Annotated in this window: 22 protein-coding genes and 1 other annotated feature; all 22 genes read left to right on the top strand. The window is 47.8% G+C overall.

What is annotated here, in order from left to right; genetic code table 11:
• Positions 1 to 82: 82 nt before the first annotated feature.
• On the top strand, positions 83 to 1,570 hold the full coding sequence (locus tag WFI24_RS14695) for a UDP-N-acetylmuramoyl-L-alanyl-D-glutamate--2,6-diaminopimelate ligase (protein ID WP_336761879.1): 1,488 nt from the start codon (positions 83 to 85) through the stop codon (positions 1,568 to 1,570).
• A complete protein-coding gene (locus WFI24_RS14690) occupies positions 1,570 to 2,982 on the top strand; it encodes a UDP-N-acetylmuramoyl-tripeptide--D-alanyl-D-alanine ligase (protein ID WP_336762249.1) in 1,413 nt (470 codons plus the stop codon). The genes WFI24_RS14695 and WFI24_RS14690 overlap by 1 nt, the downstream gene beginning before the upstream one ends.
• Before the next feature lie 12 nt (positions 2,983 to 2,994).
• A complete protein-coding gene (gene mraY, locus WFI24_RS14685; protein ID WP_047843751.1) occupies positions 2,995 to 3,963 on the top strand; it encodes a phospho-N-acetylmuramoyl-pentapeptide-transferase in 969 nt (322 codons plus the stop codon).
• A gap of 3 nt (positions 3,964 to 3,966) precedes the next feature.
• Positions 3,967 to 5,388 (top strand): UDP-N-acetylmuramoyl-L-alanine--D-glutamate ligase, encoded by a 1,422-nt coding sequence (gene murD / locus WFI24_RS14680; RefSeq protein WP_336761876.1) that lies wholly within the window; start codon positions 3,967 to 3,969, stop codon positions 5,386 to 5,388.
• A gap of 48 nt (positions 5,389 to 5,436) precedes the next feature.
• Complete coding sequence (gene spoVE, locus WFI24_RS14675; protein ID WP_336761874.1) at positions 5,437 to 6,534, top strand: stage V sporulation protein E; 1,098 nt, start codon at positions 5,437 to 5,439, stop codon at positions 6,532 to 6,534.
• 7 nt (positions 6,535 to 6,541) lie between these two features.
• Positions 6,542 to 7,651, top strand: coding sequence for an undecaprenyldiphospho-muramoylpentapeptide beta-N-acetylglucosaminyltransferase (gene murG / locus WFI24_RS14670; protein WP_336761873.1), 1,110 nt, complete (start codon positions 6,542 to 6,544; stop codon positions 7,649 to 7,651).
• A 149-nt stretch (positions 7,652 to 7,800) separates the two neighbouring features.
• Positions 7,801 to 8,706, top strand: a complete 906-nt coding sequence (gene murB, locus WFI24_RS14665) for a UDP-N-acetylmuramate dehydrogenase (protein WP_336761872.1) — start codon at positions 7,801 to 7,803, stop codon at positions 8,704 to 8,706.
• A 17-nt stretch (positions 8,707 to 8,723) separates the two neighbouring features.
• Positions 8,724 to 10,007, top strand: coding sequence for a UDP-N-acetylglucosamine 1-carboxyvinyltransferase (gene murA / locus WFI24_RS14660; RefSeq protein ID WP_145323170.1), 1,284 nt, complete (start codon positions 8,724 to 8,726; stop codon positions 10,005 to 10,007).
• Between the two features lie 58 nt (positions 10,008 to 10,065).
• Positions 10,066 to 10,833 (top strand): cell division protein FtsQ/DivIB, encoded by a 768-nt coding sequence (locus WFI24_RS14655; RefSeq protein WP_336761870.1) that lies wholly within the window; start codon positions 10,066 to 10,068, stop codon positions 10,831 to 10,833.
• A 293-nt stretch (positions 10,834 to 11,126) separates the two neighbouring features.
• On the top strand, positions 11,127 to 12,410 hold the full coding sequence (gene ftsA / locus WFI24_RS14650) for a cell division protein FtsA (protein WP_145323166.1): 1,284 nt from the start codon (positions 11,127 to 11,129) through the stop codon (positions 12,408 to 12,410).
• Positions 12,411 to 12,560: 150 nt separating this feature from the next.
• Positions 12,561 to 13,676, top strand: a complete 1,116-nt coding sequence (gene ftsZ, locus WFI24_RS14645) for a cell division protein FtsZ (protein WP_145323164.1) — start codon at positions 12,561 to 12,563, stop codon at positions 13,674 to 13,676.
• Between the two features lie 253 nt (positions 13,677 to 13,929).
• The gene (spoIIGA, locus tag WFI24_RS14640) at positions 13,930 to 14,910 is read left to right on the top strand and encodes a sigma-E processing peptidase SpoIIGA (RefSeq protein WP_336762247.1); all 981 of its coding nucleotides are present in this window, start codon (positions 13,930 to 13,932) and stop codon (positions 14,908 to 14,910) included.
• 11 nt (positions 14,911 to 14,921) lie between these two features.
• Positions 14,922 to 15,644 carry an RNA polymerase sporulation sigma factor SigE gene (gene sigE / locus WFI24_RS14635; RefSeq protein WP_017687308.1) on the top strand — a complete coding sequence of 241 codons (723 nt, stop codon included), beginning with the start codon at positions 14,922 to 14,924 and terminating at the stop codon, positions 15,642 to 15,644.
• Positions 15,645 to 15,755: 111 nt separating this feature from the next.
• On the top strand, positions 15,756 to 16,538 hold the full coding sequence (gene sigG / locus WFI24_RS14630; RefSeq protein ID WP_017687309.1) for an RNA polymerase sporulation sigma factor SigG: 783 nt from the start codon (positions 15,756 to 15,758) through the stop codon (positions 16,536 to 16,538).
• A 176-nt stretch (positions 16,539 to 16,714) separates the two neighbouring features.
• On the top strand, positions 16,715 to 17,107 hold the full coding sequence (locus tag WFI24_RS14625; protein WP_336761865.1) for a YlmC/YmxH family sporulation protein: 393 nt from the start codon (positions 16,715 to 16,717) through the stop codon (positions 17,105 to 17,107).
• 51 nt (positions 17,108 to 17,158) lie between these two features.
• Positions 17,159 to 18,058 carry a peptidoglycan editing factor PgeF gene (pgeF, locus tag WFI24_RS14620; RefSeq protein WP_336761863.1) on the top strand — a complete coding sequence of 300 codons (900 nt, stop codon included), beginning with the start codon at positions 17,159 to 17,161 and terminating at the stop codon, positions 18,056 to 18,058.
• 6 nt (positions 18,059 to 18,064) lie between these two features.
• Positions 18,065 to 18,766: a YggS family pyridoxal phosphate-dependent enzyme gene (locus WFI24_RS14615; RefSeq protein ID WP_145323160.1), complete on the top strand. Its 702-nt coding sequence runs from the start codon at positions 18,065 to 18,067 to the stop codon at positions 18,764 to 18,766.
• On the top strand, positions 18,757 to 19,224 hold the full coding sequence (locus tag WFI24_RS14610; RefSeq protein WP_062835447.1) for a cell division protein SepF: 468 nt from the start codon (positions 18,757 to 18,759) through the stop codon (positions 19,222 to 19,224). Before WFI24_RS14615 ends, WFI24_RS14610 begins: the two co-directional genes overlap by 10 nt.
• A gap of 7 nt (positions 19,225 to 19,231) precedes the next feature.
• Positions 19,232 to 19,498, top strand: a complete 267-nt coding sequence (locus tag WFI24_RS14605; protein WP_440131282.1) for a YggT family protein — start codon at positions 19,232 to 19,234, stop codon at positions 19,496 to 19,498.
• 20 nt (positions 19,499 to 19,518) lie between these two features.
• Positions 19,519 to 20,301 carry a YlmH family RNA-binding protein gene (locus tag WFI24_RS14600; RefSeq protein ID WP_336761859.1) on the top strand — a complete coding sequence of 261 codons (783 nt, stop codon included), beginning with the start codon at positions 19,519 to 19,521 and terminating at the stop codon, positions 20,299 to 20,301.
• A gap of 239 nt (positions 20,302 to 20,540) precedes the next feature.
• Entirely contained in the window at positions 20,541 to 21,050 is a 510-nt protein-coding gene (locus WFI24_RS14595) for a DivIVA domain-containing protein (protein WP_062835445.1), read from the top strand.
• Positions 21,051 to 21,107: 57 nt separating this feature from the next.
• Positions 21,108 to 21,400, top strand: a binding site (T-box leader).
• A gap of 598 nt (positions 21,401 to 21,998) precedes the next feature.
• On the top strand, positions 21,999 to 25,097 hold the full coding sequence (gene ileS / locus WFI24_RS14590; protein ID WP_336761856.1) for an isoleucine--tRNA ligase: 3,099 nt from the start codon (positions 21,999 to 22,001) through the stop codon (positions 25,095 to 25,097).
• The last annotated feature ends 147 nt before the right edge of the window (positions 25,098 to 25,244 follow it).

The following is a 25,244-nucleotide window of genomic DNA, read 5'->3' as shown; positions in this document are numbered from 1 at the left end:
ATTATGTGTCTGTATTGACGATATTAATCAATACAGACACAAGCTAAAACAGAAGTATAATTGGAAAAGTGAGGTTATTCATGTGCTTTTAAAACAATTCGCATCGATGCTGACCACCGCCCGTATTGTGGGCGAATCGAATACAGAATGTCACAACCTTCAGACAGATTCCCGGCAGGTAAAACCGGGTGATCTGTTTATCTGTCTTCCGGGACATACGGTAGATGGTCATGATTATGCAGAAAAAGCTGTAAATGCTGGTGCAGTTGCATTGGTTGTTGAACGGCAGCTGGATCTGCCTGTACCACAATTGCTGGTGAAGGACAGCCGGTTTGCGATGGCTGTTCTGGCAGATTTCTTTTTTGACTCGCCAAGCCAGAAGATGAATATGATTGGTGTAACGGGAACGAACGGAAAAACGACGACCACGTATCTGATTGAAAAAATCATGAGCGATTATGGACGTAAGACAGGGTTGATCGGTACCATTCAAATGCGTTATGACGGTCGTACCTATCCGATGTCAGGAACAACACCAGAGGCACTTGATCTCCAGCGCAGTCTGTATGATATGGTTCAGAAGGGAACTGACTGCTGTGTAATGGAAGTTTCTTCTCACGCACTGGAACAAGGCCGTGTGAAGGGAACGAATTTCCGTACAGCGGTATTCACTAACCTGACGCAGGATCATCTGGACTATCACCACTCCATGGAAGAATATCGCGGAGCCAAAGGATTGTTCTTTGCACGATTGGGTAACGGATATACGGAAGACGCTTCACAGCGTAAATTCGCCGTCATCAATGCAGATGATCCGGCGGCGGCTTATTTCATCTCTGTGACTGCGGCTGAAGTGATTACATATGGCATGGGTGAAGAGGCGGATGTACGCGCATCCCAAATCTCGATCACCTCACAAGGAACTTCTTTCCACGTGGATACATTTGCAGGCAGTACGGATATTCGCTTGCGCATGGTAGGTAAATTCAATGTGTACAACGCAATGGCAGCGATCTCTGCAGCACTGGTGGAAGGTATTCCGCTGGAAGAGATCAAGCGCAGTCTGGAGACGGTTCCGGGCGTGGATGGACGTGTTGAAGGAGTGGACGAAGGACAGCCATTTGCTGTGATTGTCGATTATGCCCATACACCGGATGGACTGGAGAATGTGCTGCGGACGGTGAAGGAATTTGCCGAAGGACGTGTGATCTGCGTGTTTGGCTGTGGTGGTGACAGAGACCGTACGAAACGACCTCTTATGGGGAAAATTGCTGCAAAGTATAGTGATTTTGTACTGGTTACTTCCGATAATCCACGGACAGAAGATCCGGATCTCATTCTCAAAGACATTGAACAGGGCCTGATTGAGGAATCTGTTCCTGCTGAACGTTATACGATGATTGTGGATCGGCGCCAGGCGATTCATGAAGCTATTGAAATGGCAAGCCCGACCGATGTAGTATTGATTGCGGGCAAGGGTCACGAGACCTATCAGATTATCGGCACAACCAAAACCGATTTTGATGACCGGATCATAGCCAAAGAAGCGATAAGGGGCAAATCCAATTGATAAAAAGAACATTGGCACAATTGGCCGAGATGTGTGGAGGAACATTAAGTGACGTTGCTGCTCATGGCAATGTAATGGTCCAAGGGGTGTTTACCGATTCGCGTAAACCCCTGGAAGGCAGTTTGTTTATCCCGCTAGTGGGTGAAAGGTTTGACGGACACGAATTTGTGCAAGCCTGTCTAGAGAAGGGTGCCGCAGGGGCGATCTGGCAAAAGGATCATGGGATTCCGCCGCAAGGAGCTGTCATTGTTGTTGACGACACACTTGTCGCACTGCAAGCACTCGCATCTGCTTATCTAACGGAGAATAAAGCTGCCGTTGTTGGTATTACAGGCAGCAACGGCAAGACAACAACGAAAGACATCGTGGATGCCATTCTCTCGACTACGTTTAAAGTGCACAAGACGCAAGGCAACTTCAACAATCATATTGGGTTGCCACTGACTGTACTAAGCATGGACCCGGATACAGAAATTATTATTTTGGAGATGGGCATGAGTGGCCGCGGAGAAATTAACGAGTTATCGGTTATTGCTCAGCCTGATGTAGCGATCATTACGAATATTGGTGAATCTCATCTGCTTCAGCTAGGGTCCAGATTAGAGATTGCCAGAGCAAAAGCTGAGATTGCAGCGGGATTGAAGCCAGGCGGGTTACTGATCTACAACGGAGACGAGCCTTTAATTGCTCAAGTCCTTGAAGAGCCGGCAACGATCCAACCGGAGGGATTGCAGCGGTTTACATTCGGTCTGCAAACCGACAATGATGATTATCCTACTGGACTTATGAATGCGCAGAATGGGGTCGTTTTCACCACCAAACAGTTTGGAGACCTTGCAATTACGCTTCCACTGTTAGGAACCCATAATGTCGTTAACTGCTTGGCTGCCCTCGCTGTAGCCCGTCATTTTGGAGTGACGACAGAACAGATTGCTGCGGGTTTGTCTCGTTTGAAACTGACAGGCATGCGCATTGAGGTTACTCAAGGCGTAAGTGGTCTGACCATGTTGAATGACGCATACAATGCAAGTCCAACTTCCATGAAGGCCGCCATTGATGTATTAGAGGGTCTGAAAGGATACCGCATGAAAGTGGCTGTACTTGGTGATATGCTTGAACTTGGTCCTCAGGAGCAGGATCTGCATCTCGGAATCGGTGAGTATATTACATCTGCCAAAATGGACATGGTGCTGGTATATGGTCCGCTATCAGCAAAGATTGCTGAAGGAGCAAGAAAGCATATGCCGGCAGAGGCTGTGCATGCTTTTATAGATAAACAAGAAATGACCCGTTATCTACTGGAGAAACTTCATCCAAGAGACGTTGTCTTGTTCAAAGCCTCAAGGGGCATGAAGCTGGAGGACGTGGTCGAAGCACTACAAATAGCACCATTACAGAATCGAGTAGACTAGAGGGGTGAACCCATGGATTTTCAGGTATTACTGTTAACAATCGGCGTTTCATTTATTCTGGCGGTGATTGCCGCACCGCTCCTGATTCCGCTGTTACGACGAATGAAATTCGGACAGCAGGTTCGGGAAGATGGGCCTCAGAGCCATTTGAAAAAAAGCGGAACACCTACAATGGGTGGCGTCGTCATTTTAGTCGCGTTCACATTGGCCTTTTTGAAATTTTCGGCAGTCAAGAATACAGACTTTTATGTCTTGCTTGTGGCTACGCTGGGATTCGGGCTTATAGGCTTCCTTGATGACTACATCAAAATTGTGTTCAAACGTTCGCTTGGACTGACGGCCAGACAAAAAATGCTGGGGCAGTTGTTCTTCAGTGCAGTGATGTGTTTCTTGCTAATTCAGAATGGACACAGCACAGCAATTTCTATTCCGGGTACGTCATTCTCGTTTGACTGGACCGGATGGTTCTATTATCCGTTTGTCGTATTCATGATGCTTGCCATTACCAATGCGGTTAACTTTACGGATGGTCTGGATGGTTTGCTGTCCGGGGTAAGTGCGATAGCCTTTGGGGCGTTTGCCATTGTGGCGATGCAAGCTACGTCGATGCCGGCAGCCGTGTGTGCAGCAGCGATGATCGGAGCCGTGCTTGGTTTTCTGGTATATAACGCACATCCGGCCAAAGTGTTTATGGGAGACACAGGTTCTCTGGGGATTGGCGGCGCGATTGGTGCAGTGGCCATCGTAACGAAAACAGAGCTTCTATTTGTCATCATTGGCGGTATTTTTGTCATCGAAATCCTGTCGGTTATTATTCAAGTGGTATCCTTCAAGACTCGTGGCAAACGTGTATTCAAAATGAGCCCCATTCATCATCACTTTGAATTAAGTGGTTGGTCTGAATGGCGTGTTGTCATTACCTTCTGGGCGGTAGGCGCAATTTTGGCCGCTCTTGGACTTTATCTCAACAAGGGGTTGTAAATCATGAACCATCCTGAATCATATCGCGGACAACAAGTAGTCGTTCTGGGATTGGCCAAAAGCGGCGTCCAAGTCGCCAAAGTGCTGGATCGTGCCGGAGCAAAGGTTACAGTGAACGATAAAAAAGAGAGAGATCAGTGTCCCGAAGCTTCCGAATTGGAGGCTTTGGGAATTTCTGTTGTATGCGGTGGACATCCGGATGATCTGATTCACAGTGATGTGAAGCTGGTTGTCAAAAACCCGGGTATCCCGTATCATGCTGCTCCAGTGCAGCAAGCTCTTGCATTGGGCATTGAAGTGGTGACCGAGGTGGAGGTCGCGTATCATCTATGTGCTGCACCCATGATCGGTATTACAGGTTCCAATGGCAAGACAACAACGACGACTTGGGTGGGGCAAATGTTGGAACATGCCGGCCTCAAGCCGATCGTTGCCGGTAATATCGGAACACCTCTCTGTGAAGCGGCAGAGCAGGCTTCTCCGGATAACTGGATGGTTGTCGAGCTTAGCAGTTTCCAGCTCAAAGGAACGGCTGATTTCCGTCCGCGTATTGCGAGCCTGCTTAACGTTGCAGAGACGCATCTGGACTATCACGGGGACATGGATGATTATGTGGCTTCCAAAGCCAAATTGTTCGCCAATCAGCGACCTGACGACGTAGCTATCCTGAATTGGGATGATGCGGTATGTCGTGGTCTGGTTCCTTACATCAAGGGCAGATTGCTCCCTTTCTCCATGACCGAGAAATTGGATACAGGTGTGTACGCAGATCCTTCTTATGTGGATGGAGAAGAGGATGATGTGAAGCGTCAGATTATCTACGCGGATGAAAACGGAAATCACCACATCATTATCGACATCGAGAACATTGGCATCGCTGGACGATTTAATGTGGAAAATGCAATGGCTGCTGTGGCCATTGCCGTAGCAGCAGGAGCTGATCCAGCAGTACTGGCTGCTCCGCTTGCAGAATTCAAGGCGGTTGAACACCGACTTGAATATGTTCTGGAGCATAATGGCTCTGCATACTACAACAACTCCAAAGCAACCAATTCGAAGGCTACGGTCATGGCCCTGAATTCGTTCAAGGAACCGGTCGTATTGATTGCCGGAGGGCTGGATCGTGGATCAGACATGATGGAGTTGTTACCCTTGTTCCAGGAACGGGTAAAAGCTGTCGTTGCAATTGGTGAGACACGGACAAAAATTGCCAAGGTCGCGGAACTTGCCGGATTAAAGCAAATTAAGGTCGTCGATAATGAGGAGGACGCTGCCCGGACGTTAACCGTAGCTGTGCAGGAAGCATCGAAGCTTGCCACTGCCGGTGATGTCGTTTTGTTATCCCCGGCGTGTGCAAGTTGGGACATGTTTGCTTCCTATGAGGAGCGGGGACGCATTTTTAAAGAGGCGGCGCATAACTTGTAAGTAGGGGGGTGGAAAAGCCCCTACTTCCATGCAAGGGGTGGCCTCCTGATGAAACAGACGCGACCGGCACCAGATATTTGGTTGCTGATTTGTATTTTGGCATTGCTTGCCATCGGCATTATTATGGTATATAGTGCGGGCTCGGTGCTTGCCTTTCATGACTATGGCGATTCATTTTATTTTGTAAAAAGACAGGCTTTGTTTGCAGTGCTTGGGCTTGTGGCCATGTTCGTGACCGCTAATGTAGATTACCGGGTCTGGAGGAAGTATGCGAAGCCAATATTGATTGCCTGTTTTATTATGCTTATTGCGGTTCTTATTCCTGGAATCGGTGTAGTTCGTGGCGGCGCACGTAGTTGGCTGGGCATAGGTTCGTTCGGTATCCAGCCCTCAGAATTCATGAAGCTGGGCATGATTCTCTTTCTCGCTCACTGGTTGAGCAAGGAACCTGGCAAAATCAAGACTTTCACAACGGGACTTCTGCCACCGCTTGGATTGATCGGGTTGGCTTTTGGTATTATTATGCTGCAGCCTGATTTGGGGACAGGCACCGTGATGATGGGTGCATCCATGCTTATTATTTTCACAGCCGGAGCACGAATGAAACATCTATCCTTACTTGCTCTCGGTGGCGTAGCCGGGTTTGCAGCCTTAATCGCCGCAGCTCCCTATCGATTGCAGCGTATCACAGCGTTTTTGGACCCTTGGTCTGATCCGCTGGGTGCCGGTTATCAGATTATTCAATCGTTATATGCGATTGGTCCGGGTGGACTTGCGGGACTTGGACTAGGAATGAGCCGACAGAAATACAGTTATGTACCCGAACCGCAGACGGACTTTATTTTTAGTATCTTGGCTGAAGAACTCGGCTTTATTGGTGGAATGATTGTATTATTGTTGTTTCTGGTGCTCGTGTGGAGAGGAATGCGTGTAGCAATGACCGTCCCGGATGCCTTTGGCAGTTTGCTTGGTGTTGGTATCATAGGTATGGTCGCCGTACAGGTCATCATTAACATTGGTGTTGTTATTGGAATGATGCCTGTGACGGGCATTACCTTACCCCTGATCAGCTACGGCGGATCATCATTAACCCTCATGCTCACAGCACTGGGCATTTTAGTGAACTTATCCCGTTATGCGAGGTGAATATGCGATGCGAGTCGTTCTTAGCGGCGGCGGTACGGGTGGACATATCTATCCGGCCGTTGCCATAGCAAGACAATGCGAGGCGGAGAACCCGGACTCGACATTTCTATATATTGGAGGAACCAGAGGGCTGGAAAGCAAACTGGTTCCCCAGGAAAATATTCCTTTTAAATCCATTGACATTACTGGTTTTCGGCGTAAATTGTCCATCGACAACCTGAAAACGGTCATGCGTTTCATTCAGGGTGTACGCAAATCCAAAAAAATGTTGAAAGAATTCAAACCGGATGTTGTGATCGGTACGGGTGGATATGTGTGCGGGCCTGTGGTGTATGCAGCAACAAAACTGGGGATTCCGAGTATAATTCATGAACAGAACGCTATTCCTGGTCTCACTAACAAATTTTTAATGCGTTATGTGGACACCGTTGCAGTTAGCTTTGAAGGTTCTGAAAAATCATTTTCCGGTGCAAAAAAGGTGATCTACACCGGTAATCCACGAGCCACTACGGTAGCTCAGGCTAGCCGTGATCGTGGTTTTGCCACGCTAGGTGTACCGATGAACAGTCGTGTTGTTCTTGTCGTTGGTGGCAGTCGCGGAGCAAAAGCGATCAATCAGGCCATGGTGGACATGGCTCCAATGCTGGAACAACTGGATGATGTACATGTCGTTTACGTGACAGGGGATACCTATTTTGATGAAACGCGTGAAGCCATTCGCAGTTCACTCGGGACAATGCCAAACCATCTGCATGTTTTGCCTTATGTACATAACATGCCTGAGGTACTTGCCTGCACATCCTTGATTGTAAACCGCGCAGGGGCATCATTCCTTGCGGAGATTACATCGCTGGGTATTCCTTCTATCCTGATTCCTTCACCCAACGTGACCAACAATCATCAGGAGGCCAATGCACGCACGCTTGAAGGTGGAGGCGCGTCACTCACGATGCTGGAGAAGGATCTTACAGGCAAAGTACTGTACGAAGCCATCGCGGGCATTATGAATGATGAGTTGGGTCGCAAACGAATGGCTGAAGCCTCCCGTAAACTGGGGAAACCCGATGCAGCTGAAGTGCTTGTAAGTGAAATTCAGCGTCTTGCTACACGCCGGTGAAGTGAGTTTGTGGGCGATTGTCACACACAAGACGGGGCTGACATAAGATACCGTATAAATCGTGATCATCGTTCCAAGGCGCCAGAACACGGTCTGTAGCAACAGAACATATTGTGTTCATCGGTTTTGAAGCAAAGGAGGAAGCAAACATGCACCAGTGGATATCGTTACTATCCCAGAATAATGTTGGCAGAGTTCTTGAAAACGAATCGCTAGCCAAATACACCACATGGAAGATCGGCGGTCCTGCGGATGCACTGGTCATTCCGGAGAATAAAGAGCAGATGATGAATCTCGTTCAATGGCTTCACAAGGTTCAAATTCCGTGGATGCAACTGGGACGGGGTTCAAACATGCTGGTATCAGACAAAGGAATACGCGGTGTTGTTGTGAAACCAGGCGCAGGCTTTGATTATGCCGAATTTCACGAGGGCGGCGTAACCGCCGGAGCGGCGCATTCTTTTGTTAAACTCAGTGTGGTTGCTGCCAAAAAGGAATGGACCGGTCTGGAATTCGGCAGCGGTATCCCCGGCACTGTCGGTGGAGCCGTGTACATGAATGCAGGTGCCCATGGATCGGATGTGTCACGGATATTTAAATTCGCTGAGATTGTACTGGAGACAGGGGAATTGGTACGTTACAGCAAGGAGGACATGGATTTTGCCTACCGCCACTCTGTTCTGCATGACCGGAGAGGCATCGTGCTGGAAGCTACATTTGAACTTCAGCAGGGAGAGCGCAAAGTCATTTCGGAGGCCATGGCGGCTTACAAAGATCGCCGACGCCGCACACAGCCACTGCAGATGGCATGTGCAGGCAGTGTGTTCCGTAATCCCCCGGGTGATCATGCAGCCCGCTTGATTGAAGCAGCAGGGCTGAAAGGATTGACTCAGGGAGGCGCACAGGTATCCTCCATGCATGCCAATTTCATTGTCAATACAGGCCAAGCAACAGCAGAGGACGTTATCACCCTAATGCAGCAGATTCAGAGCACTATATCATCTCAAAACGGTATTAACCTGGTACCGGAAGTCTTCGTAGTGGGTGAGCGGTAAACCCCGGAGGTGATACATTGGACAAATTGGTGATTGAAGGCGGGAAACCCCTCTCAGGATCCATACGCATCCATGGAGCAAAAAATGCTGCTTTACCGATTATGGCCGCAAGTTTGTTGGCAGATGGAGAAGTTACGCTGCATAACGTTCCACACTTGCTGGACATTGAAGTGATGCTGTATATCCTGGAACGGCTTGGATGCACGTGTCGGCATGAACAGGGAACAGTGACGATTAATACCTCGTCTATCCGGTCATATGATGTGCCAGAAGATCTAATGAAGCAGATGCGCTCTTCCATTTTTTTGATGGGACCATTGCTGGCTAAGTTTGGGCAAGTGTCAGTGTACCAGCCAGGGGGCTGTGCCATTGGAGAACGCAAAATTGATCTTCACCTCCGGGGCCTGGAAGCGCTCGGAGCTTTGATTGAAGAGCAGGACCAACAGATTATCTGTCATGGAAAGAATCTGGTGGGTACAGATATTCATTTGGATTTCCCGAGTGTGGGAGCGACCGAGAATATCATGATGGCAGCCGTTATGGCTAAAGGAACAACAACCATTTGCAACGCGGCAAGAGAACCTGAAATACAGGATCTGCAGCATTTCCTTAACGCTATGGGTGCAAGTATCATTGGTGCGGGAACGGATACGATCACGATTAATGGCGTTGAGAAACTGAAGCCTTGTTCGTATGAGATTATACCGGATCGAATCGTTGCTGGAACCGTGATGATTGCAGCTGCGGCAACGCGAGGCAATGTTACGCTTACACACTGCAATCCTGCTCATCTTACTTCACTTATACATGTGTTGAAGCGCACTGGTGTTCAAATCACAGTCTGCAATGATATAATGACGGTGAGCTGTATGAGCCGTCCAAAATCAGTGGACCGTATTGTGACTTCTCCGTATCCTTCGTTTCCGACAGATCTGCAATCGCAAATCATGGTGCTGCTCAGTCTGGCAGACGGATTCAGTGTGATGAAGGAAACGGTTTTCGAGGGTCGGTTCAAACATGTGGATGAGCTAAATGTGATGGGGGCTGATATTTCAGTCGATCTGAACGCAGCATTTATCCGTGGTGTTCCCCGTCTCTACGGGGCTACAGTAGAAGCAACCGACCTTCGCGCAGGTGCAGCTCTCGTTATTGCAGGCCTGGCAGCTCAAGGCAAAACGGTTGTGGAGCAAGTGCATCATATTGACCGGGGGTACGATCAGATCGAGAAGTTATTCCAGAGTCTTGGAGCATCGGTTGAGCGACAGTCGCCCGTTTCGAAACAGTTGGATTTTGCCAATTAACGTCCTTGGCGTCCCCTTCTTGAAGGGAGGGGACCTGAGGCTTTGTGGAGCGCTACTTATGCCTAAAAGTCAAATTCCGGTTTTGAAGAAGAACCGGCCAAAAGGAAACACAAGCCGCAAAATTGTAATTATTCTGTTATTACTTTTTATTGTATTGCTCGCTGTATTATTCTTTCGTTCTTCCATGAGTCGGATTTCGGCAATTGAAATTACGGGTAATGTATATACAGCGGCTCCAGAGCTGCTGGAAAAAAGCGGTCTGAGAGAAGGCGATCAATTTTTTGGGACAACTTCTGCCGAGGTTATTGAGCGTCTTAAGACAATCAAGGCGATTTCGACCGTTACCGTGGACAAGCAATTTCCGGGCATTATTCATATTAAAGTTCAGGAATATGCCACGGTGGCGTATGAACTTGGTACGGATGGTACGCTAAAAGCAATATTGGCCAGTGGGACAAGCTTGACGGTCCCGGCAACGATCGGTGTTGCTGTAGAGAAGCCAATATTGACCCAATGGAAGGCTGATGACCCGCTCAAGGCCAAACTGAGTGAGACGCTGGCTAAAATTCCAAATGAATTGACGACGGATATTTCGGAGATTATCCCGAATCCTACGCCTTCATTTCCGGACCAGATTCGGATGTATACCAAATCACAGTTTGAAGTGATTACAACCGTCTCTCTTTTATCCGATAAAGTGGAGTATCTGAATCAGGTGATCGAGACCGAACGGCCTGGAAAAATCACTATGCTTGAGGCAGATACCTATGTGCCTTTCATCCCGGATGACCCGGAAGATGATGCTGAACTGGGAGCAACCCCCTGATCTTTGCCATCATGAGGCCGAATTGATTATGAAAGCCTAGGCAGGTCGGGGTTTGGCCCGGTCAGAGCAATGAAACTTGTTCTTTCTGAGATGAAGAAAAAATGATACACTTGAACTTATGGCACATGAGTTGCCTCCTTCTTTTTTCTTCAAGGTTTTATGTCTCGCAACCAGATTTTGACACCCAAAAACATTGTAGAAAAAAGAGGGAAAGCCTGAAGTGTGTTGAATATGTTTTAAGAGTGTTTAAACCCGAACGTATTTTACTATTGGAGTCAGGAGGTGCCACAGACTTGAGCAACAATGACATCATTGTTAGTTTGGACATCGGTACATCCAAAATTCGCGCTATTATTGGGGAAATGAATAATGGAACCTTTAATATTATAGGAGTTGGATCTGCCGACTCGGAGGGAATTCGCAAAGGTGTAATCGTAGATATCGATCAGACGGTGCAGTCGATTCGCAACGCAGTGGATCATGCAGAACGTATGGTAGGTATTCAAATATCCGAAGTGTATGTTGGAATCTCGGGAAATCATATCGGACTGATGAGCAGTCACGGCGTCGTGGCTGTGTCTAACGAGGATCGTGAAATCGGAGAAGAAGACATGGAGCGGGTGTTGAAAGCAGCCGAAGTGATTGCAGTTCCGCCGGAACGGGAAATTATTGATGTTGTCGCCAAGCAATATGTTGTAGATGGCTTGGAGGGCATACAGGACCCCCGTGGTATGATTGGTGTTCGTCTGGAAGTTGAAGCGACAATCATTACGGGTGCAAAAACCGCGATACATAATCTTTTGCGCTGCGTGGAAAAAGCGGGTCTGAAAGTAAGCGATCTGGTTCTCATGTCGCTTGGAGCGGGTCAACTGGCTTTGTCCAAAGATGAAAAAACGATGGGTTCAGTACTTGTGGATATTGGAGCAGGTGCAACAACTATCGCCATTTTTGAAGAAGACAGTCTTGTCGCAACATCAACGTTGCCAATTGGCGGGGAGTTTGTAACGAATGATATCGCCTACGGCTTACGCACGTTAACGGATCAGGCGGAGAAGGTTAAACTGAAATACGGCTGTGCCTGGTTGGATGATGCTGCTGCCGATGTGATGTTCAAGGTAACTCGAATCGGAAGTAATGTAGACAAGGAATTCTCACAGGAGGATCTGGCGGCTATTATTGAACCTAGGGTTCAGGAAATATTCCAGATGATATCTCAAGAAGTGAAGCGCCTTGGTTACAACGAGCTTCCTGGAGGTTATATACTAACGGGAGGTACGGTCTCTATGCCGGGGGTTCTGCAGGTCGCTCAGCATGAGCTTGCTGCTTCGGTACGAGTTGCAGTTCCGGATTATATTGGTGTGCGTGACCCTGGTTATACAAGCGGAGTCGGCATATTGCACAGTGTAATTCGCAGTTTGCGTATTCGTCCCTCGATCAACAACGGCGGTGGAAATAACAATAATAATAACAACAACAAGAAACCGACCAACCGTCCGAAGCCGAATGCGGCACAGGAATCGGAGCAAAAACCTGGTCTGTTCGAACGGCTGAAGAATATGTTCAGTGAATTTATATAACAGGTTGAATCCATTTCATACATTCTTGAAGCCGTCTGAATGCGCTGGTACTAAAATAAACGCTTTCGTTCGTCGATATATGAAATTGATTCGGTTCAAATCAAAAATTGGACGGGCCATCCATGCACATTGAGGGGGAGATGGAATAATATGTTGGAATTTGATTTCGAGATGGAGAGCTTGGCTCAAATTAAAGTCATCGGTGTAGGCGGCGGCGGAAGCAATGCAGTCAACCGTATGATTGAAAATGGTGTACAAGGTGTTGAATTTATTACGGTGAATACGGATGCCCAGGCTTTACACCTGGCAAAATCCGAGCATAAATTGCAAATCGGTGATAAATTGACTCGTGGTCTTGGCGCTGGCGCCAACCCGGATGTAGGTAAAAAAGCAGCGGAAGAGTCCCGCGATCTGATCATGAACACGTTGAAAGGTGCAGACATGGTATTTGTTACAGCCGGTATGGGTGGCGGTACAGGTACAGGTGCGGCTCCGGTTATTGCCGAAATCGCTAAAGAGTGTGGTGCACTTACAGTTGGTGTCGTAACTCGTCCATTTACATTCGAAGGACGCAAGCGTTCCAGCCATGCAGAGCAAGGTATTGAAGCCCTCAAAGAAAAAGTCGACACACTGATCGTGATTCCTAATGATCGTTTGCTCGAAATCGTAGACAAAAAGACACCTATGCTTGAAGCATTCCGTCAAGCGGATAATGTACTTCGTCAAGCAGTACAAGGTATCTCTGATTTGATCGCAGTACCGGGTCTAATCAACCTTGACTTTGCAGACGTAAAAACAATCATGACCGAGCGAGGATCTGCGCTGATGGGTATTGGTGAGGCAACTGGTGAGAACCGTGCAGCTGAAGCGGCTCGTAAAGCCATCATGAGTCCTTTGCTGGAAACTTCAATTGAAGGTGCACGTGGTGTCATCATGAACATTACGGGTGGCATGAACCTGTCTCTCTATGAAGTTAATGAAGCTGCAGAGATTGTTACTTCTGCTTCTGATCCTGAAGTGAATATGATCTTTGGTGCCATCATTGATGAAGATCTCAAAGAAGAGATTAAGGTTACGGTTATCGCGACCGGTTTTGAAGACAAACCTGCTTCACCACCACCAGGACGTAAACCAGCTCCAGCAACAACGGAGACAACGGATACGCGTTCACCGAACCTGCGTCCGTTCGGAAATCAGCCGAGCAATGATCAGCTGGACATTCCGACATTTTTACGCAATCGTTCACGCAATAATAACAACGATTAATACTCATATCGATTTATCGAAAACCCGGTGCTCCTGATGGAGTAACCGGGTTTTTTTTCGTTCTTAGATATCTTAGCATACAGCAATGAACAAATTCTGAACAACAGGTCTGCGCAATTCCGACAAAAAAAGTTGGAAACACACCCCCATGATTAGACAGACTTTGAACAGGGGGCTCCGTATACTTGTGAATATGCTCATGAATATCGGAATATCACTATTTCGATATGTTGGATGCAGGTAGGTGAAGAGTTTGGTTGTTTATGTGGATCTTATTTTTTTGACAAACCTGTGTATTGACGGTGCTCTCATCGGACTGACCGCCTGGATGCGCAAAACGAAGCTGGTTTGGTGGAGATGGTTGCTATCAGCCATTGTGGGCGCATTATATGTAGTCATGATGTTTGTGCCGGAGTTTGACTTTATGTTCACCTTTTTGATCAAGTTTGGATTCTCTCTGGCTATGCTCAGTATTGCTTTTGGATTTAAGGGGCTGCAGGCTTTTGCGAGAACGCTTGGTACCTTCTATGTGATTAATTTTGTCGCTGCAGGAGGTATTCTGGGTGTGCATTACATGCTTCAGAGTTCCGGAGAGCTGTTTAACGGTATTTGGTTTACGGCTTCGGGTGGAATGTCATTTGATCTGAAGATTGCCTTCTGGTTCACGTTTATTGTATTTTTTGCTGTCCTGTTTTTATTCAAAGCTGTGCAGAGCTCAAAACAGAAAACGGATCGCATGACGACCTATTTGGGTAAAGTCGAGGTCTGCATCGATGAGGTCGTTATTTCTTGTACAGGCCTTCTGGATACGGGCAATCAGCTCACCGATCCCTTAACACGTATGCCGGTCATGGTGATGGAGGTTTCGTTATGGCAAGACATGCTACCTGCTTCATGGAAGGGCAGGCTCAAGGACGAGGCGCCGGACAACCTTATTATGGAGCTTAATCAAGAGAGTTTTCAGTGGCAGGATCGACTGCGGCTTGTGCCCTATCGGGGCATTAACAAAGGGACTGCGTTTATGCTGGCGATGAAGCCGGACCGGGTGAAGGTAACGATGGAGGAAACATGTTATGAGACGACACGGGTATTAATTGGGCTGGATGGAGGTGTTTTGTCGTCGGATGGGAAATACCAGGCCGTGATTCATCCTGAACTTGTGCAAGACGCTGCTTCTGCGCAGTCTACGGCTCTCTCTGCGGGAGCAACAGAAAAGCCGCTGAATGTGGTATAGGAGGAACGTACATGCTTGTGAAATGGAAACTGGTGGCGCAGCTGCAATATTACCGTCTGTTATTTCTGCTAGGACTCAAAAGTGAAGAGATTTATTATATTGGGGGAAGTGAGGCACTTCCGCCGCCATTGACACGGGAAGAAGAAGAATTTTTGCTGCAAAAATTATCCTCGGGAGACTCGGCTATTCGCGCGATGCTGATTGAGCGTAACCTGCGTCTGGTGGTATACATCGCACGTAAATTTGAGAATACAGGTATCAATATCGAGGATCTGGTATCCATTGGAGCAATCGGATTGATTAAGGCAGTCAATACATTCGACCCGGAAAAGAAAATCAAACTGGCAACCTATGCTTCACGTTGTATCGAAAATGAAATTTTGATGTACCTGCGACGCAATAGTAAGATCCGAACTGAAGTTTCTTTTGATGAACCGCTCAACATTGATTGGGATGGGAATGAGCTATTATTATCCGATGTATTGGGTACAGAAAACGATACAATCTATCGGAATATTGAAGAGCAGGTAGACCGCAAACTGTTGCACAAGGCACTGGAAAAATTAACAGAGCGTGAGCGAATGATTATGGAGCTTCGTTTTGGCTTGACGGATGGGGAAGAAAAGACCCAAAAAGATGTAGCTGATCTACTTGGAATCTCCCAATCCTACATCTCTCGTCTCGAAAAAAGAATCATTAAAAGACTCCGCAAGGAGTTCAATAAAATGGTCTGAAATACATCGTTGATCAGAATGGGTATTACTGGCAAGGGTGCCAAGTACGAATAAAAAAGCCTGCCCCGGAGATAATGTACATTAATGTTTCTCCTTGGGAGGTAAATCACGATGACCCGAAACAAAGTCGAGATTTGTGGCGTGGACACCGCAAAATTGCCTGTCCTCACCAACACTGAAATGCGGGAATTGTTTCATTCCCTTCAGCAACACCATGATCGCTCAGCAAGAGAGAAATTAGTGAATGGCAACCTGCGTCTGGTACTCAGTGTCATTCAGCGTTTTAACAATCGGGGGGAGTTTGTCGATGATCTGTTCCAGGTTGGTTGCATCGGCCTGATGAAAGCCATTGATAATTTTGATTTATCCCAGAATGTCAAATTTTCAACCTACGCGGTGCCGATGATTATCGGTGAAATCCGTCGATACCTGCGTGATAATAACCCGATTCGGGTATCTCGCTCCTTGAGGGACATTGCTTACAAAGCACTTCAGGTCCGTGACAGCCTGACGAATAAAAATTCCCGGGAACCGACGATATTCGAAATTGCGGAAGTACTGAATGTGCCGAAGGAAGATGTTGTTTTTGCATTGGACGCCATTCAGGACCCGGTCTCGCTCTTTGAACCGATCTATCATGATGGAGGAGATCCGATCTATGTCATGGATCAGATCAGTGATGACAGAAATAAGGATGTGTCATGGATCGAGGAAATTGCGCTCCGTGAAGCCATGCATCGTCTTGGTCAGCGAGAAAAAATGATTCTGTCGATGCGGTTTTTCGAAGGAAAAACCCAGATGGAAGTGGCTGATGAAATTGGCATTTCCCAGGCCCAGGTCTCACGTCTGGAGAAATCAGCAATACAGCAGATGCAAAAACATGTAAAGTCGTAATACGAAGCAAGGACAGGGGGACGATCAATCGGGGCAGTGTATACCGGTGATCGTCTTTTTGTTTTTGGCGGTTTCCACACATTCGATGAAAAACAGGACATTTTTCGCCCCTGAAACATATAATGTATAGAAGTGTAATGAACGGACAGAAGAGGAATAACAGGGGGCGGAAATGAATGAAAGTGAATACGAGCGAATTAGCGGCAAGAGGCATGAAAATCTCGGACTTTCAGACAAAGGATGTCATTAACATTACAGATGGCAAACGTCTGGGGCAGATCAGTGACTTGGAGCTGGATCTGAAGCAGGGACGAATTGAAGCGATTGTTGTGCCAGGGTATAGTCGCTTTATGGGACTCTTTGGAGGGGGAACAGATCTGGTGATTCCCTGGAAAAATATTGTGAAGATTGGTTCAGATGTGATTCTGGTGAAGATGGATGAGGTTAAGGAAAATACGTATGACGAGCGTGATCGGGAAGCGCGTCTGTATGATGAACAGCAGCATAACCGTACAGAACGTGTGGAACGCATTGAACGATTGGAACGTAATCAGCGTCGAACGATATAAATGAGACAGAATGTGGCTCATTTGGTACACTGGAAGTGGTGAGGTGAGAGAATGGAACCATTTGTATTGAATAAGGAATTACTTGAACGGACAGTGAGCCCAAATTCAGATTTCGGTTCTGACCCGTTATTATTATATGTTGCGCCTTGGAGAGATCAGTTTGAAAAGTTAACGGTTGGGTTTACGACAAGACATGGTGGAGTCGGAAATGTTCCCTATGCTTCGCTCAATTGTGCTTATCATGTGGGGGATAATCCTGAAGTTGTCCTTAACAACCGCAGGCTCGTAACCGAGAAGCTTGGCTTTGCAGCGGAAGCCTGGACCTGTGGAGAGCAGGTGCATGGCAAACATGTAGCTGTAATTACCGCTGAAGATCGGAGCAGAGGGTTACTTGATCGTCAATCTGCGTTGCAGGATACAGATGGATTGGTCACGAATGTGCCTGGCGTGTTACTGACTTCTTTCTATGCCGACTGTGTTCCGCTTTATTTCTATGACCCGGTGCAGCAGGCTGTAGGTCTTGCTCATGCTGGCTGGAAAGGTACAGTCGCGGGTATTGCCGTATCCATGGTGGAGACGATGGAACGGGAGTATGGAAGTCGCAGACAGGATATTCGGGCTGCCATCGGTCCGTCCATTGGGGATTGCTGTTATGAAGTGGATGAGGCGGTCATGCAGCATGTGCGGGTTTGGTTTGAGGATTCCCCGGTTAATGATAAATACGAGGATTCTGCTTCTAAACAAGTATATCGACCCGTGAATAACGGTAAAACGATGTTAAACTTGAAAGAATGCAATCGACACATTATGATGAAAGCAGGAATAATGCCGGATCATATCGAATGTACAACTTGGTGTACAAGTTGTCATCCCGAACTATTTTTCTCCTACCGGAAGGAAAATGGGGTTACAGGGCGGATGGCTAGCTGGATTGGGCTGGAAGAGAGGTGACCCTCTGTGTCATTGGAGGAGCGTATACAACAGGTAAATCAGAAGATCGAAGATGCATGTCGGCGCAGTAACCGTCAACGTGATGATGTGAATGTGATTGCGGTCACGAAGTACGTCTCACTTGAAACAACGGGATCGGTGCTGGATCATGGTCTTGAGCATATTGGAGAAAATCGGTGGCAGGATGCGCAGGCCAAATGGGAAGCTTTTGGTCAACAGGGCACTTGGCACTTTATCGGTCATTTGCAGACGAACAAGGTGAAAGACGTAATTGGCAAGTTCCGTTACATACATTCACTGGATCGTTTGTCGTTGGCGAAGGAGTTGGATAAGAAAGCAGCTTCACTTGGCATTCAAGTGGAAACGTTTTTGCAGGTGAATATTTCGGGTGAAGAGAGCAAGTATGGCTTACAGCCGGAACAGGCAAGTTCATTTTTGCGTGATATTCGTTCGTTCAACAATCTCAAGGTTGTCGGCCTGATGACCATGGCACCTCATGAGGAAAATCCGGAGCTGACGCGTCCCGTATTTCGTGGATTACGTGAGCTGAGAGATCAATTGAATGGACAAGCCCTCACAGCAGAGCCATTGACCGAGCTGTCGATGGGGATGTCCAATGATTTTGAAGTGGCCATTGAAGAAGGGGCAACCTGGGTACGGCTAGGATCGATTCTCGTAGGAAAAGAGGAGGGTTCACGATGGGCGTAATGAATAAATTTATGAATTTCCTCGGACTTCAGGAAGAGGAAGAGATTGTGGAACGTGAACGGATGGCTGCGCAGGAGGAAAATGAACCTGAACAGCAGGAAGCTGAAACCTCCAGTCTCGATAAACGTAGAAACCAAAGGGGGAATAATGTGGTGAGCATTCATTCCCAGAAAAATGTTAAAGTTGTCCTGTATGAACCGCGTTCTTATGACGAGGCTCAGGAAATTGCCGACCATCTGCGTTCGCATCGTACCGTTGTGGTGAACTTGCAACGTATTCGCCAGGACCAAGCGCTGCGCGTTATTGATTTTTTGAGTGGCACGGTATATGCATTGGGTGGCGGTATTTCCAAAATCGGCGGAAACATTTTTCTCTGTACGCCAGATACGGTTGAAATTCAGGGCTCAATTACGGAAATACTGGCTGACAGCGAGCAAGATTATAACAGAATGAGGTGAGCCACTTTTGTATCAGATTGAAAGCGTGTTGTACACGTTATACCAGATTTACTTTTACATGGTCATTGTCTACATATTGATGTCTTGGCTTCCCAATGCGCGGGAAAGCTTCATCGGTGAATGGCTCGGCAAATTAGTAGAGCCATATCTAAGACCTTTCCGTCGATTTATACCACCTTTGTTCGGTGTGCTGGATATTTCCCCGATTGTGGCGTTAATCGTTCTCCAACTCGCGCTTAACGGGTTGATCTCCATTCTCCGATACTTTATATAATGTTGGGTAGGGTGACATAGATGAGCGGTGAAATTTACGAACATTTTAGCCATGATGAGCGGGATTTCGTAGATAAAGCTTCGGACTGGGTTGAGCGGGCAGGCAAGTATCATGACATGAAGCTAACTGACTTTCTTGACCCAAGACAGGTTTTTATTTTACAAACTCTTGCCAATCGTCGCAATGACGTTCAGATTCGTCTGGATGGTGGTTACGAGGCTGCTGAGCGCAAGCGTGCGCTGGTAGCACCGGATTACATGTATCTGGATGAAGAGGATATGGGTATGCAGGTGCTCAGTATCACGTCTGATGATCAGAAAATCTCGGAGCTGGAGCATGGGGACTATATGGGTTCCCTGCTCGGGCTTGGGATGAAACGTGGAAAGATCGGAGATATCCAAGTGCTGGAGGACGGTTGCCATACAGTGGTGGCGGCGGAAACCGGCGCTTTTTTATCGCTTCAACTGAATCAGGTGCATCGGTTACACGTGTTCACAGAGTTACTTCCTTTGGATCAGATGCGATGGTCAGAGAACAAACTGGAGACGATGGATATTACGGTCGCTTCGCTTCGTTTGGATGGAATCTGTGCAGATGTGTATCGGCTTAGTCGCAGTAAGGTGCTGGTGCCAATCAAAGCCGGTCGCTGTCGAGTGAACTGGAAGGTTGAGGAAGACCCCTCCAAATCGTTAAAAGCCGGAGATGTCGTATCCATTCAGGGATTTGGCCGATTCAAGGTTATTGAACAGGAAGGGATGACAAAAAAAGGACGCTGCCGAGTGAAAATCGGCAAATTTGCCTGAGACTGTTGCAGGAAAATTGGCTTTCTTGTCGAAATGTTTAACGTAAAGGTGTAAAAAATACGCGGTGTTTCCGATATACATTAAGTCAAAGGTATGAATGAACGTCTGAGGATGCAATTCGGATCCTGCATTCCGTATAAGTTGCCAGAGTTAGGCATCAACGCTACGGCCCCTTGGGTGGAACCCATATGCTGCAACCTTCTCTGAACGGGAAGGAACTTTTACAGGAGGTGGACAGCATGCCATTAACGCCGCTGGACATACACAACAAGGAATTTTCCCGACGTTTGCGCGGGTATGACGAGGATGAAGTCAATGAATTCCTGGATCAAGTCATCAAAGATTACGAAGGCGTCATTCGCGAGAACAAAGAGCTGAGCAATCAGTTGCTGTCCGTTCAGGAAAAGCTGGATCATTTTGCCACGATTGAAGAGACACTTAGCAAAACGATCATCATTGCGCAGGAAGCTGCTGATGATGTGAAGAACAATGCTAAGAAAGAAGCACAGTTGATCGTGAAGGAAGCAGAGAAAAATGCAGACCGAATCGTGAACGAATCGCTGGGTAAATCGCGTAAAATTGCTTTGGAAGTGGAAGAACTGAAAAAGCAGGCATCGATTTACCGTGCACGTTTCCGCACGCTTGTTGAAGCGCAGCTTGAACTGTTGACTCAGGATGGTTGGGAAGTGCTGGAGAGCCGGGAGCAGGAAGTGCGTGACCGTGAGCGGGAGATGAAAGAAATTTATTAGTCTGTCGCCTGGTTGACTTTTGTCTGCAAAGAGGCTATAACTATATTCATAATGAATAGTGATTCCATGACGGGTTCAGTACGTTATGATCTCATCCCTCAGAGAGTTGGTGGTTGGTGCAAACCAATGGATGAGTTATAGCCGAATATCTCCCCGGAGAAGTGACGCTGAAGCGGTGTACTTGAGTGCCGTGTGTAAGCCGAACCGTAAGCCGTACGTTATAACGGCACCCTGCAGTAGTTTAGCGGGGCATAAGCGCTGTTGATGACAGAGCATACCCAGGCTTGCTTGGATGTGGTTTGTGATGAACAGAATTAGGGTGGTAACGCGAGTATAGTCTCGTCCCTTTCCAGGGATGGGGCTTTTTTTGTGTTCAAAAAAGGGCGAACATCCATGAGGCCCGCAGGGACCTCAAGGAGAGAGCCAATCTGCCGGGGGAGGGAAGCGCCCGGCACTCGGGTTTCGCAAGGCGAACGTCCATGAGGCCCGCAGGGACCCCAAGGAGAGAGCCAATCTGCCGGGGGAGGGAAGCGCCCGGCACTCGGGTTTCGCAAGGCGAACGTCCATGAGGCCCGAAGGGAGCTCAAGGAGAGAGCCACCCGCCGGGAAAGCGAAGCGCCCGGCACACGGGTTCGCCAAGGCGAACGTCCATGAGGCCCGAAGGGACCTCAAGGAGAGAGCCGCCCGCCGGGAGAGCGAAGCACCCGGCAACACCCGCCTCGCAGTAAGGCCATGCGGCGTTCACGCAGGGAACAGCCGCAGAATGGCCGCCACCACGCACATAAACCCTCGCCCATAAGCGCCACCGTTCCCCCAACGACAACCCATCCCGGGTGTCCAGAGGGCGGAGCGCCTATGGGGTCCCCCTTGGTAAGGGGGATTTAGGGGGATTGAAACGCTTTTTGTGGACGGTCCACAATCTAACCAAAGAAAGGGAAGTTGATCATCATGCAACGAGTTGACGTCAAAGAGAAGGCACGTGCCAGAGAATTACGCGTGTTAGATAAATGGAAAACGGAGAATACATTCAAAAGGTCCATCGAAAACCGGGAGGGTAAGCCAAACTTCGTATTTTATGAAGGGCCGCCTACAGCAAACGGTAAACCGCATATCGGTCACGTACTGGGACGGGTAATCAAGGATTTCGTTGGACGGTATAATACGATGAAGGGTTACCGCGTCGTTCGTAAAGCGGGCTGGGATACACATGGTCTGCCTGTAGAACTGGGTGTACAGAAGAAGCTTGGCATCTCCCATAAGTGGGAAATCGAAGATTACGGCGTGGAGAAATTCATTAACGAATGTAAAGCGAGCGTATTCGAGTATGAGCAACAATGGCGTGATCTGACGGAAGGTATCGGTTATTGGACAGATATGGATAACCCGTATATCACCCTGGATAATAACTACATCGAAAGTGTATGGAACATCCTGGCGACGATCCACGAGAAAGGACTGTTGTATCGTGGTCACCGTGTGAGCCCGTATTGTCCGTCTTGTCAGACGACACTGAGTTCCCATGAAGTTGCACAAGGGTACAAAGACGTCAAAGACTTGAGCGCTACAGCGAAATTCAAACTGAATGACAGTGGAGAATTCGTACTTGCCTGGACGACGACACCTTGGACACTGCCTTCACACGTCGCACTTGCCGTGAATCCGGATATGGATTACTCCCGTGTTCGCCAAGAGGATGAAGTGTACATCATGGCTACCAATCTGGTTGAGAAAGTGATGAAAGATACCAAAGGTGAGTATGAAATCATTGGTGCACTGAAAGGTGCCGATCTGGTTGGCAAAACGTATGATCCTCCGTTCAACTACGTACAGGCTGAGAAAGCCAACATCATTTTGGGCGCAGGATTTGTAACGGATGCCAGTGGTACGGGTATCGTACACATGGCTCCTGCCCATGGTGAAGATGACTACCGGGTATGCCGTGAGAATGGCATCAGCTTTGTCAACATGGTGGACCTGGAAGGCAAATTTGTCGCAGAGGTTACTGACTTTGCCGGACGTTTCGTGAAGGATTGTGATATTGATATCGTGAGATATCTGTCCGAGAAGGGACGTTTGTTCAGCAAAGAAAAATATGAGCACAGCTATCCATTCTGCTGGCGTTGTGATACACCACTTCTGTACTATGCGATGGACAGCTGGTTTATCCAAACGACAGCCATCAAGGACCAACTGATTGCCAACAACAGTGAAGTGGACTGGTACCCGGGTCATGTTCGTGAAGGTCGTTTCGGGAAGTTCCTTGAAGATCTGGTGGATTGGAACATCAGCCGTGACCGTTATTGGGGAACACCACTGAACATCTGGGTATGTGAGGAGACAGGCGAACAATTTGCTCCACACAGCATTGCTGAATTGCGTGCTCGTGCGGTAGGCGACGTGCCTGAGAATCTTGAATTGCACAAACCATACGTGGATGACGTTAAAGTCATGAGCTCTTGTGGCAAATATGAAATGAAACGTACACCGGAAGTGATTGATGTCTGGTTCGACAGCGGTTCTATGCCGTTTGCCCAGCAGCACTATCCATTTGAAAATAAAGAAGTATTCGAACAGCAGTATCCTGCAGATATGATCTGTGAGGGGATCGACCAGACACGTGGCTGGTTCTACAGCTTGCTGGCAGTGTCTACTCTTTTGACAGGCAAAGCGCCTTACAAAGCGGTTATGGCTACAGGTCACGTCCTCGACGAGAACGGACAGAAGATGTCCAAATCCAAAGGTAACGTTATCGATCCTTGGGAAGTGATTGAAGAATACGGTACAGATGCATTCCGCTGGGCATTGCTGTCTGACAGTGCACCGTGGAACAGCAAACGTTTCTCCAAAGGCATCGTAGGCGAAGCGAAATCCAAAATGGTGGATACGCTGGTCAACACCCATGCATTCCTGACGCTTTACGCGACCATTGATGGATTTGATCCACAGGAGCATCCGTTCCAACTGTCCGCTCACAAGCTGGATCGCTGGATTCTGTCGAGACTGAACAGCCTGATCCTGGTTGTAGAAAAAGCGTTGTTGGTTAACGACTATCTGAACTCTTCCAAAGCGATTGAAGCGTTTGTTGATGAGTTGAGTAACTGGTATATCCGTCGTTCCCGTGACCGGTTCTGGGGAAGTGGCCTGACAGAGGATAAATTGGACGCTTATCGTACATTGACTGAGGTGCTGGTGACTACTGCGAAGCTGGTTGCTCCGTTCACACCGATGCTGGCAGAGGATATTTACCTGAACCTTGCAACAGGTGAGAGTGTGCACATGGAAGACTATCCAGTAGCCAATGAAGCGCTGATTGATGCAGGACTGGAACAGGATATGGAGACGGCTCGCCGTGTGGTTGAACTTGCCCGTAACGTTCGTAACGAAACAGGTATCAAGACACGTCAGCCACTGTCCGAATTGATCGTTTCCCTGGATAAAGGCTTTGACCTCGCAAGTTATGAAGAGATCATCAAGGAAGAGATCAATGTGAAAGGAATTCGTACAGAGCATAATGATGCGGAATTCGTTGACTTTACATTGAAGCTGAACCTGAAGGTCGCAGGTAAAAAATACGGCAAAAACGTAGGTTTCCTGCAAAACTTCTTCAAGGGGATGTCCGCAGATGAGACACGTAAAGTCGTTTCGGAAGGTGTGCTGAATATCGTTTCTCCGGAAGGCGAAGAGCTACAAGTGACGAGCGAAGAATTGTTGGTTGATAAACAGGCCAAATCAGGCTTTGCCTCAGCATCTGGTTACGGTCTGACGGTTGCGCTCAATACCGAAATCACGACAGCATTGGAACAGGAAGGCTGGGTCCGTGAAGTGGTTCGTGCCGTGCAAGATACGCGGAAACGACTGGACCTGCCGATTGAGAAGAGAGTACGTTTGACGCTGGATGTGGATGCATCGCTTCAGGAAGCTATTCAGGCGTTTGATGATGTTTTACGTGAAAATGTACTCGTGACCGAAGTGACATTTGGCACGAATGAGGGCATGGAACGTGTTGAAGCCGGAGGCAAATCGATCGGTATTTACATCGGAGCGTAATTCGGGGCATGTCCCATTCAACAGTGACAAAATATAGAGCATAAACTAACGAGCCGCAGAGGCAGGGACATATTCCCTGTATCTGGGCTCGTTTGGTTTTTAGGCAAAAAGGAAATGATTCTATTGTACAGTCAATCTATATTGATC

This window comes from Paenibacillus sp. USHLN196 (assembly GCF_037144955.1).
Lineage (GTDB): Bacteria > Bacillota > Bacilli > Paenibacillales > Paenibacillaceae > Paenibacillus > Paenibacillus xylanexedens_C.
The sequence above is the reverse complement of the archived record's forward strand: the minus strand, read 5'-3'. Positions and strand labels throughout refer to the sequence as shown.

Excerpts from the sequence above, each read along its gene's own strand:
- ileS (WP_336761856.1), top strand. The coding sequence starts at position 21,999 with ATGCAACGAGTTGACGTCAAAGAGAAGGCACGTGCCAGAGAATTACGC.
- WFI24_RS14610 (WP_062835447.1), top strand. The coding sequence starts at position 18,757 with ATGGGCGTAATGAATAAATTTATGAATTTCCTCGGACTTCAGGAAGAG.
- murB (WP_336761872.1), top strand. The coding sequence starts at position 7,801 with ATGCACCAGTGGATATCGTTACTATCCCAGAATAATGTTGGCAGAGTT.
- sigG (WP_017687309.1), top strand. The coding sequence starts at position 15,756 with ATGACCCGAAACAAAGTCGAGATTTGTGGCGTGGACACCGCAAAATTG.
- WFI24_RS14625 (WP_336761865.1), top strand. The coding sequence starts at position 16,715 with ATGAAAGTGAATACGAGCGAATTAGCGGCAAGAGGCATGAAAATCTCG.
- spoVE (WP_336761874.1), top strand. The coding sequence starts at position 5,437 with ATGAAACAGACGCGACCGGCACCAGATATTTGGTTGCTGATTTGTATT.
- sigE (WP_017687308.1), top strand. The coding sequence starts at position 14,922 with ATGCTTGTGAAATGGAAACTGGTGGCGCAGCTGCAATATTACCGTCTG.
- WFI24_RS14595 (WP_062835445.1), top strand. The coding sequence starts at position 20,541 with ATGCCATTAACGCCGCTGGACATACACAACAAGGAATTTTCCCGACGT.
- WFI24_RS14655 (WP_336761870.1), top strand. The coding sequence starts at position 10,066 with ATGCCTAAAAGTCAAATTCCGGTTTTGAAGAAGAACCGGCCAAAAGGA.
- murG (WP_336761873.1), top strand. The coding sequence starts at position 6,542 with ATGCGAGTCGTTCTTAGCGGCGGCGGTACGGGTGGACATATCTATCCG.
- pgeF (WP_336761863.1), top strand. The coding sequence starts at position 17,159 with ATGGAACCATTTGTATTGAATAAGGAATTACTTGAACGGACAGTGAGC.
- WFI24_RS14600 (WP_336761859.1), top strand. The coding sequence starts at position 19,519 with ATGAGCGGTGAAATTTACGAACATTTTAGCCATGATGAGCGGGATTTC.
- murD (WP_336761876.1), top strand. The coding sequence starts at position 3,967 with ATGAACCATCCTGAATCATATCGCGGACAACAAGTAGTCGTTCTGGGA.
- mraY (WP_047843751.1), top strand. The coding sequence starts at position 2,995 with ATGGATTTTCAGGTATTACTGTTAACAATCGGCGTTTCATTTATTCTG.
- ftsZ (WP_145323164.1), top strand. The coding sequence starts at position 12,561 with ATGTTGGAATTTGATTTCGAGATGGAGAGCTTGGCTCAAATTAAAGTC.